We start from the raw sequence: 14338 nt of genomic DNA on the forward strand, positions 1-14338 counted from the left end.
CGCCGGCGCTACCCCCGGCGCGCAACACGACATTCCACAGTTCCGGAGCGGGCATGGCATACTGCAAGATACTGCTGGTCGAGGACGAGGCCGTTTCGGCGCTGGACATGCGCCGCAGGCTGCGATCGCTCGGCTACGGCGAACCGGTGCTGGCCGCCAGCGGCGAGATGGCCGTGGAAACGGCCCGGAACGAAAAGCCTGATCTGGTGCTGATGGACATCGTGCTCGGCGAGGGCATGGACGGCATCGATGCCGCCTCGCGCATCCTGGCCCTGCATGCCGTGCCCGTCATCTACATGACCGCGCACGAAGACCCGGAAACCCTGCAACGCGCCAAGATCACGGAGCCGTTCGGCTACCTGCTGAAGCCCTTCGAGGATCGCGACCTGCGCACGTCCATCGAGATGGCGCTGTACAAGCACCAGATGGACCACGAAACCCGGCGCAAGGAACGCTGGTTCGCCACCACCCTGCGCTCCATCGCCGACGCGGTGCTCACCGTGGACCGCCACGGCCGCATCACCTACATCAATGCCAGCGCCGAGGCCATGACCGGCGCCGACCACCACACCTGCATCGACCGCCATTTCGCGGAGCACGTGGACATCCGGCCCGGCGGCAACGGCCACCGCCTGCAAGACCCCAACGATCTGCTGGCCCAGCCCGCGCAATCGCCACCGGGCGTGGGTGCAGGCGCCAGTCTGCATGCCTCGCCCGTCACCCCGCTCTCCTGGAAGGGGCCCGCCATGGCCGCGCAATCGCCGCCCACGGGTGCGACGGCCATGGCCGACGCCTTCGTGCACGGCCCCGACGGGCGCGCGCAGCCCATCGAAATGAGCGCCTCGCCCCTGGCCGACCCGGATGGCCGCCGGGTGGGCACGGTACTGGTGTTCCGCGACATCACCGAACGCCGCCAATCGGAAGAGGCCCTGCGCCACAGCGTGGAGAATTTGCGCCGCACCCTGCGCCAGACCGTTTCCGCCCTGGCCACCGCCTCGGAAAAGCGCGACCCGTACACGGCGGGCCATCAGGCGCGGGTGGCGGAACTGGCCCACGCCATGGCCGTGCGGGTGGGCCTTCCCGGCGAACGGCTGGAGGGGCTGCGCGTGGCGGGCATGCTGCACGACATCGGAAAAATTCACATCCCTGCGGAAATACTGGCCAAGCCCACCCGCCTGTCCGACCTGGAAATGGGCATCATGCGCACCCACAGCCAGGTGGGCTACGACATCCTGAAGGAAATCGAGTTCCCCTGGCCGGTGGCGCAGATCGTGCTGCAACACCACGAACGGCTGGACGGCTCCGGCTACCCCCACGGCCTTTCGGGCGACGACATCCTGCCAGAGGCGCGCATTCTGGCCGTGGCCGACGTGGTGGAGGCCATGTCCTCGCACCGGCCCTACCGCGCCTCGCTGGGGCTGGGCCCGGCCCTGGCGGAGATTGCGACCGGGCGCGGCACGCGGTACGACCGCACCATGGTGGACGTGTGCGTCAGCCTGTTCCACGACGGCTTCATTCTTTCCTGACCACCCCTTTCCGCACCCGCAACCGGACACGCCATGCACGCCCGCATCCTGATCATCGACGACGAAGACGGCATCCGCTTCTCCCTGCGCGGCATTCTCGAAGACGAAGGCTTCGAGGTGCTCGAGGCCCCCAGCGGCGAGGATGGCCTTGCCCTGCTGGCCCGCGAAACCCCCGACCTGGTGTTCCTGGATATCTGGATGCCCGGCATGGACGGGCTGGCCGTGCTGGACCAGTTGCACGCCCAGCGGCCCGGCCTGCCGGTGATCATGATCTCCGGCCATGGCACCATCGAAACGGCGGTCAGCGCCATCCGCAAGGGCGCGCACGACTTCATCGAAAAGCCCCTGTCGCTGGAAAAGGTGCTCATCGCCGCGCAGCGGGCCCTGGAATACGGCGACTTGCGCCGCGAGAACGAGGCCCTGCGCGACAGCCTGCCCACGGCCCACGCCGACGAGATGAACGGCCGCTCGCCGGTGATGGAGGCCCTGCGCGGCCAGATCGCGCGGGTGGCCCCCACCGACGCCTGGGTGCTGATCACCGGAGAAAACGGCACCGGCAAGGAACTGGCGGCGCGGGCCATCCACGCGGGCAGCCGCCGGGCCGACCGGCCCCTGGTGGCGGTGAACTGCGCGGCCATCCCGGAAGAACTCATCGAAAGCGAACTGTTCGGGCATGAAAAGGGCGCCTTCACCGGGGCGGATTCGGCCAAGGCGGGCAAGTTCGAAATGGCCCACAAGGGCACGCTGTTTCTGGACGAAATCGGCGACATGAGCCTGAAGACCCAGGCCAAGATACTGCGCATATTGCAGGAACAGCAGTTCGAGCGGGTGGGCGGGCACCGCACCATGCGCGTGGACGTGCGCGTCATCGCCGCCACCAACAAGAACCTCGAGGACGAGATCGCCGCCGGAACCTTCCGGGAAGACCTGTACTACCGGCTGCGGGTGTTCCCGTTGGTGCTGCCCCCCCTGCGCGAACGCGAGGGCGACGTGCCCCTGCTGCTCGACCTGTTCGCGCAGCGCCTGGCCCGCGATTACGGCGTGCGCCCGGCCACCTTCGCCCCCGACGCGCACGAGGCGCTGGCCCGGTACCCGTGGCCCGGCAACGTGCGCGAGTTGCGCAACTTCGTGGAGCGCATGCTCATCCTGCATGCGGGGCTGGAAGTGACGCGGGCCATGCTGCCGCCGGAATTCCTGCGCACGAACGCCATCGAAGGCGCTGGGGCGGGGGCAAGGGCCACTTACGGAGCCGGGGCCGACATGGGCCATGGTTCCGAGCCGGACCCGGCGCACCCGGACCACCTGGCCGACATGGCCGCGCTGCTGGCTCCCGGCATGGACCTGAAGGCGGCCCGCGCCGCCTTCGAGGCGCAGTACCTTGCCGCGCGCCTTGCGGAGTGCGGCGGCAACGTCACCCGGCTGGCCGAGGCCGTTGGCATCGAGCGCAGCCATCTGTACCGCAAGCTGAAAGGATACAACATCCAGACGGCCGACTGACCGCCAGGCCGCCCACCGACTGCCGACCGGCCAGTCGCCGCCACGGGCAGGGGCAACGGCGGCAAACGGAAACCCAAGCGGGCCGACGGGAGGGAGCATGCATACGCTGGTACTTCTGCGTCACGGGCAAAGCGCGTGGAACCTGGAAAACCGCTTCACCGGCTGGACCGACGTGGACCTTTCGCCCGCGGGCGAACAGGAGGCGCGCGACGCCGCCCGCCTGCTGGCGGACGAGGGGCTGACCTTCGACATCTGCCACACCTCGGTGCTGACCCGGGCCATCCGCACCCTGTACATCGTCCAGCACGAAATGGGGCTGTCCTGGCTGCCGGTGCACAAGCACTGGCGGCTCAACGAACGCCACTACGGCGGCCTGCAAGGGCTGGACAAGGCGGAAACCGCCGCCCGCTTCGGCGAGGAGCAGGTGTTCGAATGGCGGCGCAGCTACGACACCCCGCCACCGCCCCTGCCGGCAGACGACCCGCGCAACCCCGCCGGGGATGCCCGCTATGCGGGCCTTGCGCCCGACGTGCTGCCCGCCAGCGAAAGCCTGAAGGAAACCGTGGCCCGCGTACTGCCCTACTGGCACGACGTCATCGCGCCGCAGGTGCTGTCCGGGCAGCGGGTGCTGGTGGCGGCCCACGGCAACAGCCTGCGCGCCCTGGTCATGCATCTGGACGGGATGACCCAGGAAGCGGTCACCAAGCTGAACATCCCCACCGGGCTGCCGCTGGTCTACACCCTGGACGCCAACCTGCGCCCGCTGGGCCATCGGTATCTTGGCGACCCGGCGGTTGCCGAGGCCAAGGCCAAGGCCGTGGCGGCACAGGGCGCGGCGCGGAAATAACCGGCGGCGTGGCGTCACGGCCTTCACCAGGGGAAATGCCTGCGGATCGGGGGGGGGCTGCGGCCACGGGATACCGAGAGACGAGGAGCGAACGCGCACGGCTCGCCACGTCATGCGACCCATGCTAGGATTGCGGGCGGAGCAGCCTGCCGGAGCGATCGAGACGGATCCGCGGGCTTGTCAACCGCTGCTTACATTGACAAGCCCGGAGCGCGTACCTACCGTTCCACACCGTGCCCGGCACGGACGACACACTCACAGGCCAGCGTCCTCTGCGGGGGGGAAGCGTGCCGCAAGGAGCAAGCATGGCGAGCAACATCAACCTGAAGCTCAAGCAAAAGCAGTACGAAGGTACCGTCGTCGAGTTCATCAGCGAAAAAAAAGGCTACTTTCTTGTCGTGAGCGACGACCAGAACTTCATTTCCCTGTTGCGCAACACGGTTGCCAAACATCTCGCCATCGCCACGGACGCCCTTTCGGTGGTCACCAACACCGACTACATCATCAAGTCCATCCGTGATGTCTCCATGCGCAAGAAGAACGTGCTGGTGTTCATGGAGCGCATGCTGGAAGGCCGCGACACCGGCATTCTTGTCCGGCAGGTCAAGAATGCATACTCGGACGTGAAGATCATCATCCTCACCGGCGAGACGGAGCGGCAACGGCTGGTGCTGCTGCATGAAATCGGCGCGGACAACTTCATCAGCAAGCCCATTTCGGTGAACACGCTGATCGAAAAGATCGCCTTCACCATCAAGCCGCAGGGCAAGCTGGGCCAGCTCATCGACACGGCGCGGGCCATGGTGCAACAGGGCTCGCACGAAAGCGCGCTGAAGGTCTGCCGCAAGATACTGGAACTGAAGCCCAACAGCGCCGCAGGGCTGCTGGTCATGGGTGACGCCTACCAGGCGCTGGGCAAGATGGACCGCGCCCGCGAATGCTTCGAAGAAGCCAGCCGCAACGCCGACCTGTACCTGGAGCCGCTGAAGAAGCTGGCCGACCTGAACAAGCTGATCGGCGACAACGAGGCCCAACTGGGCTATCTGGAACGGCTGGACCGCCTTTCGCCCCTCAACGTGGAGCGCAAGGTGGACATGGGCGAGATCCACGTGGAGATGGGCAACCAGGAAAAGGCCGAGGAGCTCTTCGAACTGGCCGTCACCCAGGCCACCCGCGAGGCCATGGCCTACATCGGCGACATTTCCGAACGCATCGCCACCATCTACAGCGAACGCGACCCGGAACGGGCCGAACGCTTTCTGCGCAAGGCCCTGGACGCCAAGGGCGACATGCTGGACCGGGGGGACCTCGGCACCTTCAACCGCCTGGGCATCGCCCTGCGCAAGCAGGGCAAGTGGCGCGACGCCACCATAGAATACCAGAAGGCCCTGCGCATCGCGCCGGACGACGAAAACCTGTACTACAACATGTCCATGGCCTTCGCCGAAGGCAAGGAATTCCGCGATGCGCGGTCCAACATGTTGAAAGCCATGACCATCAATCCCGAACTGCCCCAGCGCGACAAGACCATTGCCTTCAACATGGGCCTGGTGTTCATGCGGGCGGGCGGGCGTGACTATGCAGAGCGCTGCCTGAAGGTGGCGTTGGAACTGGATCCGGATTTCGACCTCGCACGGCAGGCCCTGGAACGATTGGGGTCGTCATCCTGAAGAATTTCCGCTCTATCCGCCGATGGATCCAGCGTTTTTCGGGGGGCCTGCAAAGGTCCCCCTTTTTGCGGGTTGCAATCCGGACTGTTTTTCCATATGCTGATATCCTGATGTAATGAAACGGCGCTCGCGCCACCAACGGAGGATAGCAAGATGGCGAGTTTCAAGGTGAACAAGACGATCGCGGAAATCAACGAACGCATTCGCCAGGGCAAGGCCGTGGTGCTGAATGCCGAGGAGATGACCGAGGCCGTCCGTCGAATGGGCAAGGAAAAGGCCGCCCGCGAAATCGACGTTGTCACCACCGGGACCTTCTCGCCCATGTGCTCCTCCGGCCTGCTCTTCAACATCGGCCAGCAGGATCCGCCCACCCTCAAGACCTCCAGGGTCTGGATGAACGACGTGCCCGCCTACGCGGGGCTTGCCGCCGTGGATTCCTACCTGGGCGCCACCGAACCCACCGAGGACGACCCCCTGAACAAGGTCTACCCCGGTCGGTTCAAGTACGGCGGCGGGCATGTCATCGAAGACCTGGTGCGCGGCAAGTCCGTGCATCTGCGGGCAGAGGCCTACGGCACCGACTGTTACCCGCGCAAGTCGCTGGACAAGAAGATCACCCTGTCCGAGCTGCCCTACGCGCACCTGCTGAACCCGCGCAACTGCTACCAGAACTACAACGCGGCCGTGAACCTGACGAGCCGCATCATCTACACGTACATGGGCCCGCTGAAGCCCAACCTGCGCAACGTCAACTTCGCCACGGCGGGCCGCATCTCGCCGCTGTTCAACGACCCGCTGTTCCGCACCATCGGCCTTGGCACCCGGATATTCCTGGGCGGCGGCAAGGGGTACGTCATCGGGGCGGGCACCCAGCACGTGGCCGCGCCCAAGCGCACCGAACGCGGGCTGCCGCTCTCTCCGGCAGGCACCCTGATGCTGAAGGGCGATCTGAAGGGCATGAACCCGCGCTACCTGCGCGGCCTGTCCTTCCTGGGCTACGGCTGCTCGCTGGCGGTGGGCGTGGGCATTCCCATTCCCGTCCTGAACGAGGAAATCGCCTGGTTCACCGGCGTGGACGACAGCGACATCCAGATGCCGGTCAAGGATTACGGGCACGACTACCCCAACTGCCTGCCGCGGGTCATCCAGCACGTGACCTACGAAGACTTGAAGAGCGGCGAGGTGGAAATCATGGGCAAGAAGGTGGAAACCGTGCCCATGACCAGCTACCCGCTGTCGCTGGAAGTGGCCAACACGCTGAAGTCGTGGATCGAAAAGGGCGAATTCCTGCTCAGCGAGCCGGTGGAACTGCTTCCCTCGGCGTAGGGATTCCCTCCAGCCACGAACATGCACTGAACGACCCGCCGGGCGCGCAGACAACGCGCACCCGGCGGGTTTCGTCTTTCGGCCTGGCAAGGGCTTGCCGCGGGGCGTGGAAGCACTACCTTTTGCCTTGCCCAAGCCATCCTATCCGCCCCCAGGCACACACCATGAGCACCACCAACACGCCCCCCAACGCCCTGCCCCCTGCCCTGCGGGACCTGCTGGCCACCATGCCGGAACTGGCGGTGGCCCTGTCCGGCGGGCTGGACAGCCGCTTCCTGACCCACGCCGCCCTGCTGGCAGGCTGCCGCGTCACCGCCCTGCACATCACCGGCCCGCACATGCCCCCCCGCGAAACGGCAGAAGCACGCCGCTGGGCCACCGCGCGCGGGGCAACCTTCGTCACCGTGCCGCTGAATCCCCTGTCCATCCCGGCCATCGCGGCGGGCGACCGCGAACGCTGCTACCACTGCAAGCACGCCGCCTTCACCACGCTGCTCGCCGCGGCAGCCCCCCTGCCCCTGTGCGACGGCACCAACGCCGACGACCTGACCGCCCACCGCCCCGGCCTGCGCGCCCTGCGCGAACTGTCCATCCGCTCGCCGCTGGCCGAGGCGGGCCTTGCCAAGGCAGACATCCGCGAATTGGCCGCGCGCACCGGCATGGACAGGCCGGACCAGGCGGCCCGCCCCTGCCTGCTGACCCGGCTGGCATACGGCATGCGACCCGACGCAGACACCCTGGCCCGCCTTGCCGCCGCCGAAGGCGAACTGGAAGACCTTGGCCTGTGGGACTTCCGCCTGCGGCTGGCGCCGGACGGGCCGCCCCGCCTGCAAATCGGGCCCGGGCACGCGGCGGCGGAACATGCGGCGGGGCTCCCCGCGCGCGATGTCCTGCTCCGGCTACTGGCCCGGCACGGCTTCGACGATGCCACCGTCGACGCGGACGGACCGGTAAGCGGCTATTTCGACCGCTGACCCCGGTCAATGCCTCCACCTTGCCTGTCACGCAGCACTGGACAAAACCCGTGGTTCGCGATAGGTGGTCCCTCTTATCTCACGCGATTTCACGGAGGAGTCCCCCATGGCCCACAAGAAGATCGAACGCAAGAAAGAACTGGACCGTCGCCGTCAGCGCCGCGAAAAGCGCCTGAAGCAGCGCGTGCGCGAAGCGAAGGCCGCCGCCAAGTCCTAAGGCATCCAGGTTTTTCGTTCCGCCGCAAGAACGCCCCGCGCTTCGCGCAACGTGCCCCCGGTGGCACGTCGCCCGAGGCGCGTGTGCTTCCTGCGGGGCGGTTCGCCCCACACGCCTGCACCCTTGCGCCGCACTGCATGCGGCATGCATCGGGGGCACGGGGCAGTTCATGCACCACACGGAACATATACCTCGCCATGCATGCAGCACCCCGGCAGCGGGCATGGCGGTGACCACGCCCCGTCTGTCGCACGGCGCCACACCGTCGTGCATGCCGTTTGTGCTCCAACGCATGGCCTTCCCGTTTGACAACGCGTGCGACGCTGTTTAGGCTCGTGCATCACGCGTAGGTTCTGCAAGGAGGGTAGCATGCCCATCTACGAATATCGTTGCAGCGACTGCGAGCAGATCTTCGAGGAATGGCTGAAGACCTTCGACGAAGCCCCCCGCTCCTGTCCGGTGTGCGGTGGCCACGCCGACCGCATCGTGTCCAACACCAGCTTCGTGCTCAAGGGCGGCGGCTGGTACGTCACCGACTACGGCAACCGCTCGTCCACCGATTCGCATGCGGGCGCCGGGGCTGAAGCTTCCGGCAACGGCGACGCCGGGTCCAACGACCCGGGTGGCTCCAACGGTTCCAGCAGCTCCGCTGATTCCGGAACTGTCACCGCGTCGTCCGGCACCGCCACTTCGGGCGCAAGCCCGGCCAAGTGTGCCTCGGCCGCCCCGTCGGGCGGCTGCGCCGCCGCGTCGGCCACAGGCTCGTAGCATACAGGGGCAGTCCGCAAGGCTGCCCCTTTTCACGATTGGTCCAGTCCGCAAGGCTGCCCCTTTCGCGACCAGTCCCGACGCCGCGCCGGTTCCGCGCATGGCCGCGCGCATTACGGTGCGCCTCGCTCCGCGCCGTACCGGCCAGAAAACCCGGGCGTACAGGCCCGACAATTCCGGCATACAGGCCCCGCCGGTCAGCCACGCCGCCCTGGCGGCCCATGCAACCGCACCCGTACTGCACCAGCAAGGAAGCCACGATGATCGACCGTTATTCCCGCCCCGAGATGGCCCGCATCTGGACCCTCGAAAACCGCTTCCGCGCCTGGCTCGACGTTGAACTGGCCGTGTGCGAGGCCTGGCACCGCCTGGGCGTCATCGGCGCGGAGGACATGCGCGCCATCCGCGAAAAGGCCGACTTCGACGTGGACCGCATCCTGGAAATCGAACAGGAAACCCGGCACGACGTCATCGCCTTTCTCACCGCAGTGGAAGAAAAGGTGGGCCCCTCGGCCCGGTTCATCCACCTGGGCTGCACCTCGTCGGACATCGTGGACACGGCCAACGGCCTGCTGCTGGCCCAGGCTGGCGAACTGATCCTGAAGGGCTTCGAACGGCTGCTGGGAGCCCTGGAAACCCTGGCCTTCGCCAACAAGGGTCGCCTGTGCATGGGACGCACCCACGGCATCCACGCGGAACCCACCAGCTTCGGGCTGAAGATGGCGGGCTTCCACGCCGAATTCCAGCGCCACGTGGCCCGCTTCCGCGACGGGCTTGAAAGCGTGCGCGTGGGCAAGATTTCCGGCGCCGTGGGCACCTACGCCATGCTCGACCCCCGCGTGGAGGCCATCGCCTGCGAAATCCTGAAGCTGAATGTGGACCCCATCTCCACCCAGGTCATCCAGCGCGACCGGCACGCCCATTTCTTCACCTCGCTGGCGCTGGCCGCGGGCGGCGTGGAACGGCTGTGCGTGGAACTGCGCCACCTGCAGCGCACCGAGGTGCTGGAGGCCGAGGAAGGCTTCGCCAAGGGGCAGAAGGGTTCGTCGGCCATGCCGCACAAGAAGAACCCCATCTCGGCGGAAAACATGACCGGCCTGTCGCGCCTGATCCGCAGCAACTCGCTGGCCGCCATGGAAAACATGGCCCTGTGGCACGAGCGCGACATCAGCCATTCCTCGGTGGAACGGGTGATCATGCCCGACTCCACCATTCTCATGGACTACGTGCTGCACCGCCTGTCGGGTCTGTTGTCCAACCTGCGGGTTATCCCCGAAAACATGGACCGCAACCTGGCCGGTTCGTACGGACTGTACTACTCGCAGCGCGTACTGCTGGCCCTGGTGGAATCGGGCATGGGCCGTCAGGACGCCTACGTGATGGTGCAGCGGTGCGCCATGCAGAGCTGGGAAACCAGAAAGCCCTTCCCGGACATGGTGCGGGCCGACGCAGACATCTCCGCGCGCCTTGCCCCCTCCGTCCTTGATGAACTGTTTGATCCCGGCTACTATCTGCGCCACGAAAACATGATCTTCCAGCGGGTGTTTGGCCGCAGCTGAGACATACCGGGCGTCCCCGGACGCTCACCGGACGCTCACCGGACGTGCCCCCCGGTCCCCCTGACGCAACAGGCATGCCGGGCGGCCCATCCGCCCGGTGCGCGGACGCACGGCGCACCGGATAACGCAATGGGCACCGGACCACGAAACCGCGACACCCGCCATCGCAAGGATACCCATGAACGACCTTCGCACCCGTCTGGCCCGCCTGCTTGTGGAAAAATCATACCGCGAGGGTGATTTCACCCTTACTTCGGGCCGGAAGAGCGACTACTACTTCGACTGCAAGCAGACAGCCCTGAACGCCGAAGGTTCGTGGCTCATCGGTTCGCTGTTCAACGAACTGCTGCGCGACGTGCCGGTGGTGGGCGTGGGCGGCATGACCCTGGGCGCCGACCCGCTGATTTCCGCCACCACGGTCATCTCGCACGAGCGGGGCCGCCCCCTGGCGGGCTTCATCGTGCGCAAGCAGCCCAAGGGACACGGCACCGACCAGTACGTGGAAGGCCTTGCCAATTTTGCCCCCGGAGATCCGGTTGCCATGCTGGAAGACGTTGTCACCACTGGCGGTTCCCTGTTAAAGGCTTGCGAACGGGTAGAGGCCGCCGGCCTGCGCATCGTGGCGGTATGCACCGTACTGGACCGCGAGGAAGGCGGCAGGCAGGCCATCAAGGATGCCGGGTACGACCTGATTTCGATCTTTACCCGCAAGGAACTGGTGGACGCCGCGCGTTCCTAGGCGGTTCCCCGGCCCTGGCAATCCGGCCAGTCCGCTCAATCCGGCTAGTCCGCGCAACGGGACCAATCCGGTACGAGCCAGCTGTACCGGCTGCCGCGGCACAAGGCCCAGGCGGCCAGCCCCCACCGGCGCATGCCGGTCACATGATGGGGAACAGGCTCCATATCCGCAGTTTCGGCGGATCACCGTATCCCTGCGGGGGTACACAGCCCGCGCACCGAGATGCATCGAAGCACCACCCGCGCCCTTCACCGCCTGCTGCCTGCCGCTGCCCTGCTGCTTTCCCTTTTCTGTCCCCTTTCCGCCGCCGCCGACGGATGGCATGTGCGCATCCCGGACGACGCGGGCACGCCCCGCCGCCTGGTGGCCGTGGACAAGGAAGACCAGAAGCTGCACATCTACGAACGCCACAGCCCGCTCAAGCTGGCCGCCAGTTATGTCTGCACCACCGGGCAGGCCACGGGCGACAAGCAGACCGCGGGCGACCTGAAGACCCCAGAGGGCATCTACTTCGTGGTGGGCAAGCTGTCCGCCGGGCTGGACATGGAAATGTACGGCGGCATCGCCTACACCCTGAACTACCCCAACCCCGTGGACAAGCTGCGCCGCAAGACCGGTTCCGGCATCTGGATCCACAGCAAGGGGCACGACATCGTCCCGCGCGAGACCAAGGGCTGCATAGCCCTGAACCGGGCCGACATCGACAAGGCGGGCAAGCTGTTCGTGCCCGGCACTCCCGTGGCCGTGGCCGGCGACGTGGGCACCGATGCGTCCCCCCCCAAGGAAGACAAGGCCACCGCGCGCAAGCTGGAAGACAAGGTCAAGGGCTGGGCAAAGGCGTGGGGCTCCCGCTCGCCCGCCATGTTCGACTATTACGATGCCGATGCCTACACCGCCGCGCAGGACGAATCGTTTGCCGCGTTCCGCAACCAGAAGGAGCGCCTGTTCAAGCAACTGGCGTGGATACAGACTTCCATCTCCGACGTGCAGGTGATGCAGGGCCCCGGCTACTGGGTGACCTGGTTCAACCAGTACTACCGCGCCCCCAACATGACCACCGAGGGCATCCGCCGCCTGTACTGGCAGTCCGACAAGAAGGGTGAATACCGCATCGTGGGCATGGAATGGGTGCCCGCCGACGTGGGCATGGAAGCCAACTACCTCGAAACGGTATCGCCCCAGGTTACCGCCTTTGTCGAAAAATGGCGCAAGGCATGGGAACGCGGCGACGTGAAGAACTACATCGCCTGCTACGCGGGTGACGCCGAACAGGCCCCGCGCAAGGGCGCCGCGTCCATCCGCCAGCAGAAGCAGGAACTGTGGCGCAAGGCCAAGCCCGCCAAGGTCCAGTTGAAGGGCCTGCGCATAGAGGCCGTGGCTGGAGGCGTACGCGCCGACATGACCCAGGACTACCGTGACGCCACCGGCTATTCCGACCGGGGCGTGAAGACCCTGCTGCTGCGCCAGGTCGGACAGGGCTGGGAAATCGTCAAGGAAGAGTGGAGCCCCGCCGCCCGATGATGACCGACGATAAATACAGCCTGCTGCTCATGCGCGACGACTGCCGCGTGCGTCGCCTGCGCGTGAGCCCCCTGGCCCTGCGGCTGCTCACCATTTCGCTGGTGCTGCTGCCGCTGCTGGCCTCTTTCGGGGTGTGGGCCGGTTTCTCGTTCTGGCAGGCCAACCGGGCGCTGGTGAACCAGAACCAGTCCCTGGACCGCGAGTTGAAGGAAGCGCGGGTGGAACTGGAGCGGCTTTCCAATCTGGAATCGCTGCTGCGCAACAGCGACCCCGAGGAACTGCGCGCCCTGCTGGGCAGCGCGGCCCTGGCCTCGCCCCCGGCCCCGGCTCCCGCAAGCCCGTCTGACGCCAACGGGGCGGGCGACGGAGTGGTGGCGGGGACTGGCCAGACCGCCAGTCAGCCTTCCGCCGAAGCCACGGATGCCAACGGAACCGACGCGCGCGTGCCCGACGCGGCCAGCCAGGCCGTGGCCGCCGCCGTGGCCGACTCCCCCGGCGAGGCGCGCGAGGCCCTGAGCACCGGCGAGGCCCGCGTGGACAACGTGACCGTGCGCCATGGCTCGGGCAAGCGACTGCGCATCAGCTTCGACCTGATCAACCCCGACCCCAAGAAGCAACTGACCGGGCAGGCGGTACTGTCCGTGCAGACCACTGACGGACGCATCCTGCCCCTGAAGGTAGACCCGGACACCATCCGTTTCCAGATATCCCGCTTCAAGAAGATGGTGACGTCCGCGCCGCTGCCCGAAGGCGTGGCCCCCGCCGATGTACAGACCCTGGTGGTGGAACTGGAAGCCGAAAGCCGGATCATCTACCGCGAGCAGTTCCCCGTGCCCGCACCGGAGAAGTAGGCCGCAGCCCCAGTGCTTTGCGCCGTGTGCCCGGTACGGACGCGTCAGCCGCAGCCACCTCCCTTTCCGCGCACCTCCGTTCCTGTGGGCCGCCCCGTTGGCGGCCATTCACATTTTCGGGCAGCCTGCGCCGCCTGCTCCCCTGCCAGCCACGCATCTTCCGTTGCATCTCCGCCGCGTCTTCCGCGGTCTTCCGTACCCACTGCCCCATTCATGACCGTATGCTCACCGCGCGCAACGTTGCAGCGCGTTGAAGCCACGCGCTCTGCCTCACCCCGCGCCGGACGCAAAACCGCCCGACATGCGTGAGGCATGCCGGGCGGTCAGTTCTTCATTCCATGCGCCCATGATGGTCCGTGCGGATCATTCCCGCAGGGGGGCATCCCCGCCGTCCGGTCCCACAAGGGGCTGCCGGGCGTCCGGCTCTGCGTCGCGGTCGCGGGTTCCCGGTCCGGCATGCCCGTTGCCGTTGCGCCCCTCGGCGGGACGCACCGTGTCCAGCACCTCGCGCACCGTATCCAGGGCCTGGCCGCGCTCCTGCGCCAGGCGTTGCCACTTCTTCTTTTCCTTCTTCAGCGCGTCCACGGTCTGCAACAGGTCGCGCACGGTGTGCGCCGGATAGCCCGGCGTGGCGTGCGCGCCCCGACGCAGTTCCTCGTCGTTGCGCTGGCGGATGGCTTCAAGCTGGGTGGCGTTCAGGATCACGGGGTCAGGGGTGGAACCGTGGGCGGTTCCGGGTTCGGGTCAGGACATGGTCGGACATAGTTGTCCATGACTGTACATGACTGGTCATGTTGCCGCGCGGCTCCATACTAAGGGAACACCGCGCGGCGCCGGTCATTT

General features: G+C 66.8%; 12 protein-coding genes. 11 read left to right on the forward strand and 1 reads right to left on the reverse strand.

Features of this window, described 5'->3' with window-relative positions; translation table 11 throughout:
• The first annotated feature begins 53 nt into the window (after positions 1 to 53).
• The 11 genes from DESTE_RS07675 (at position 54) to DESTE_RS07725 (ending at position 13495) form a co-directional block, all read left to right on the forward strand.
• Positions 54 to 1526 (forward strand): HD domain-containing phosphohydrolase, encoded by a 1473-nt coding sequence (locus DESTE_RS07675; RefSeq protein ID WP_035066581.1) that lies wholly within the window; start codon positions 54 to 56, stop codon positions 1524 to 1526.
• A gap of 33 nt (positions 1527 to 1559) precedes the next feature.
• Positions 1560 to 3023, forward strand: a complete 1464-nt coding sequence (locus DESTE_RS07680) for a sigma-54-dependent transcriptional regulator (protein WP_035066583.1) — start codon at positions 1560 to 1562, stop codon at positions 3021 to 3023.
• Between the two features lie 97 nt (positions 3024 to 3120).
• Positions 3121 to 3870: a 2,3-diphosphoglycerate-dependent phosphoglycerate mutase gene (gpmA, locus tag DESTE_RS07685; protein WP_035066587.1), complete on the forward strand. Its 750-nt coding sequence runs from the start codon at positions 3121 to 3123 to the stop codon at positions 3868 to 3870.
• Positions 3871 to 4175: 305 nt separating this feature from the next.
• Positions 4176 to 5540, forward strand: coding sequence for a tetratricopeptide repeat protein (locus DESTE_RS07690; RefSeq protein WP_035066590.1), 1365 nt, complete (start codon positions 4176 to 4178; stop codon positions 5538 to 5540).
• 153 nt (positions 5541 to 5693) lie between these two features.
• Entirely contained in the window at positions 5694 to 6866 is a 1173-nt protein-coding gene (locus DESTE_RS07695) for a homocysteine biosynthesis protein (protein ID WP_035066592.1), read from the forward strand.
• Positions 6867 to 7030: 164 nt separating this feature from the next.
• Positions 7031 to 7840, forward strand: a complete 810-nt coding sequence (gene larE / locus DESTE_RS07700; RefSeq protein WP_051384370.1) for an ATP-dependent sacrificial sulfur transferase LarE — start codon at positions 7031 to 7033, stop codon at positions 7838 to 7840.
• A 586-nt stretch (positions 7841 to 8426) separates the two neighbouring features.
• The gene (locus DESTE_RS07705) at positions 8427 to 8825 is read left to right on the forward strand and encodes an FmdB family zinc ribbon protein (protein ID WP_035066594.1); all 399 of its coding nucleotides are present in this window, start codon (positions 8427 to 8429) and stop codon (positions 8823 to 8825) included.
• Between the two features lie 260 nt (positions 8826 to 9085).
• Positions 9086 to 10384 carry an adenylosuccinate lyase gene (gene purB / locus DESTE_RS07710; RefSeq protein WP_035066596.1) on the forward strand — a complete coding sequence of 433 codons (1299 nt, stop codon included), beginning with the start codon at positions 9086 to 9088 and terminating at the stop codon, positions 10382 to 10384.
• A gap of 178 nt (positions 10385 to 10562) precedes the next feature.
• Positions 10563 to 11123: an orotate phosphoribosyltransferase gene (gene pyrE, locus DESTE_RS07715; protein WP_035066598.1), complete on the forward strand. Its 561-nt coding sequence runs from the start codon at positions 10563 to 10565 to the stop codon at positions 11121 to 11123.
• Between the two features lie 222 nt (positions 11124 to 11345).
• Positions 11346 to 12644: a L,D-transpeptidase family protein gene (locus tag DESTE_RS07720; protein WP_035066600.1), complete on the forward strand. Its 1299-nt coding sequence runs from the start codon at positions 11346 to 11348 to the stop codon at positions 12642 to 12644.
• Positions 12641 to 13495: a hypothetical protein gene (locus tag DESTE_RS07725; protein ID WP_035066602.1), complete on the forward strand. Its 855-nt coding sequence runs from the start codon at positions 12641 to 12643 to the stop codon at positions 13493 to 13495. The genes DESTE_RS07720 and DESTE_RS07725 overlap by 4 nt, the downstream gene beginning before the upstream one ends.
• Positions 13496 to 13858: 363 nt before the next feature.
• On the opposite strand, the gene DESTE_RS07730 is transcribed toward DESTE_RS07725, so the two are convergent.
• On the reverse strand, positions 13859 to 14200 hold the full coding sequence (locus DESTE_RS07730) for a hypothetical protein (protein WP_035066606.1): 342 nt from the start codon (positions 14198 to 14200) through the stop codon (positions 13859 to 13861).
• Between the last annotated feature and the right edge of the window lie 138 nt (positions 14201 to 14338).

The organism is Nitratidesulfovibrio termitidis HI1 (assembly GCF_000504305.1).
Lineage (GTDB): Bacteria > Desulfobacterota > Desulfovibrionia > Desulfovibrionales > Desulfovibrionaceae > Cupidesulfovibrio > Cupidesulfovibrio termitidis.

What these genes read in the sequence shown, in the direction of transcription:
- DESTE_RS07675 (WP_035066581.1), top strand. Translation starts at nt 54, where the DNA reads ATGGCATACTGCAAGATACTGCTGGTCGAGGACGAGGCCGTTTCGGCG.
- DESTE_RS07680 (WP_035066583.1), top strand. Translation starts at nt 1,560, where the DNA reads ATGCACGCCCGCATCCTGATCATCGACGACGAAGACGGCATCCGCTTC.
- gpmA (WP_035066587.1), top strand. Translation starts at nt 3,121, where the DNA reads ATGCATACGCTGGTACTTCTGCGTCACGGGCAAAGCGCGTGGAACCTG.
- DESTE_RS07690 (WP_035066590.1), top strand. Translation starts at nt 4,176, where the DNA reads ATGGCGAGCAACATCAACCTGAAGCTCAAGCAAAAGCAGTACGAAGGT.
- DESTE_RS07695 (WP_035066592.1), top strand. Translation starts at nt 5,694, where the DNA reads ATGGCGAGTTTCAAGGTGAACAAGACGATCGCGGAAATCAACGAACGC.
- larE (WP_051384370.1), top strand. Translation starts at nt 7,031, where the DNA reads ATGAGCACCACCAACACGCCCCCCAACGCCCTGCCCCCTGCCCTGCGG.
- DESTE_RS07705 (WP_035066594.1), top strand. Translation starts at nt 8,427, where the DNA reads ATGCCCATCTACGAATATCGTTGCAGCGACTGCGAGCAGATCTTCGAG.
- purB (WP_035066596.1), top strand. Translation starts at nt 9,086, where the DNA reads ATGATCGACCGTTATTCCCGCCCCGAGATGGCCCGCATCTGGACCCTC.
- pyrE (WP_035066598.1), top strand. Translation starts at nt 10,563, where the DNA reads ATGAACGACCTTCGCACCCGTCTGGCCCGCCTGCTTGTGGAAAAATCA.
- DESTE_RS07720 (WP_035066600.1), top strand. Translation starts at nt 11,346, where the DNA reads ATGCATCGAAGCACCACCCGCGCCCTTCACCGCCTGCTGCCTGCCGCT.
- DESTE_RS07725 (WP_035066602.1), top strand. Translation starts at nt 12,641, where the DNA reads ATGATGACCGACGATAAATACAGCCTGCTGCTCATGCGCGACGACTGC.